This window comes from Anoxybacillus sp. EFIL (assembly GCF_013096955.1).
In the GTDB taxonomy this organism is placed as follows: domain Bacteria; phylum Bacillota; class Bacilli; order Bacillales; family Anoxybacillaceae; genus Anoxybacillus; species Anoxybacillus ayderensis.
This window is the reverse complement of sequence record NZ_SDLH01000023.1, coordinates 1-1194: the sequence shown is the minus strand read 5'-3', so window position 1 is coordinate 1194 and position 1194 is coordinate 1. Positions and strand designations below refer to the sequence as shown.

Here is a 1194-nt window from a genome sequence, read left to right as displayed (position 1 = left end):
TATATACATGCACTTTAAGATGATGACTTCTGTATGAACACCTTTTTTCTTGGCTATACTGCTCCTAAATATTTCTATACAAAAGGAGCGGAAATGATATGAAACGTCTGAAAATCACAAATGATCACGGTTGGACACCTCGAAAACTTCGGAAACAAGAACGGAAAATCAAAGATGCTTCGCTTCGTGTTCGAGTGACTGCCGTTCGCCTAGTCATGGAAGGGTTTCTTGGAAAAGATGTCGCAAAAATGGTTAATCTATGCCGCCAATCGGTTTCCCTCTACGTCGAACGGTTTAATGAAGGTGGGCTCGATCATTTACTCGATCGTCGCTTGCCACCTGGTCGTGTGCCATTTCTTACAGAAGAACAACAACAAGAAATTAGACAACTCGTGTTAACCACCACCCCTGTGGATGTCGGATGGGGCATTTCTTCGTCATGGAACACACGTATATTACAATCTTACATTCAACAGACATATGGTGTTTCGATGTCACGGGAAGGTATTCGGAAGTTATTGCATCGTCTTCGCTTGTCATGGACACGCCCGACCTATAAGCTCGTCAAAGGTGATCCAGTGCTTCAAGCAGCCTTTGAAAAAGAACTCGAGTTTATAAAAAAAAACTAATCACGGAAGAAATCGTTCTTCTTCATGTGGATGAGACGCATGTTCGCGCATATCAAGCGCTTCGTACGACATGGGCAGAAGTAGGGAATCAAAAACAAGTGCCAAGCTACGGTCACCACGCCCACGTGTCCATTTTTGGTGCCGTCGACGTGCAACAAGGCGATGTCGTGTTTCATCGCGCATCATCCGCCAATGCCGAAACGTTCCTCGACTTCTTGCGCCTGTTGAAAGAGAAATATTCCGATCGATTCATCGTGCTTGTGTTGGACAATGCGCGTATTCATCATGCCAACATGGTGCAAGCTTTCCTTCAAAGCGAAGAAGGCGGTGCGTTTCATTTTATTTTTCTCCCACCGTATTCGCCTCATTTGAATCCGATTGAACGGTTGTGGAAGTGGCTGAAAGACGAAGTCATCGCCAACGTCCTGCATAAAGATCAAAAGGACATCGCCCAGTCGATTACTCGGTTTGAACAACATGTCTTACAGCACCCAGATGAGGTGTTACGCCGCATCGGGTGTGCTGCATGAACCAGAGGTTAAAATGTCAATTTGGATGTATATAG

At 45.1% G+C, this 1194-nt stretch carries 2 protein-coding genes; both read left to right on the top strand.

The window, feature by feature from the left end; all coding sequences use genetic code 11:
* The first annotated feature begins 98 nt into the window (after window positions 1-98).
* Entirely contained in the window at window positions 99-629 is a 531-nt protein-coding gene (locus ES017_RS15050; protein ID WP_021096082.1) for a helix-turn-helix domain-containing protein, read from the top strand.
* Between the two features lie 26 nt (window positions 630-655).
* Window positions 656-1159, top strand: coding sequence for an IS630 family transposase (locus ES017_RS15045; RefSeq protein WP_021096083.1), 504 nt, complete (start codon window positions 656-658; stop codon window positions 1157-1159).
* Window positions 1160-1194: the final 35 nt, after the last annotated feature.

Coding starts and splice junctions, on each gene's coding strand:
- ES017_RS15050 (WP_021096082.1), top strand. CDS start 99: ATGAAACGTCTGAAAATCACAAATGATCACGGTTGGACACCTCGAAAA.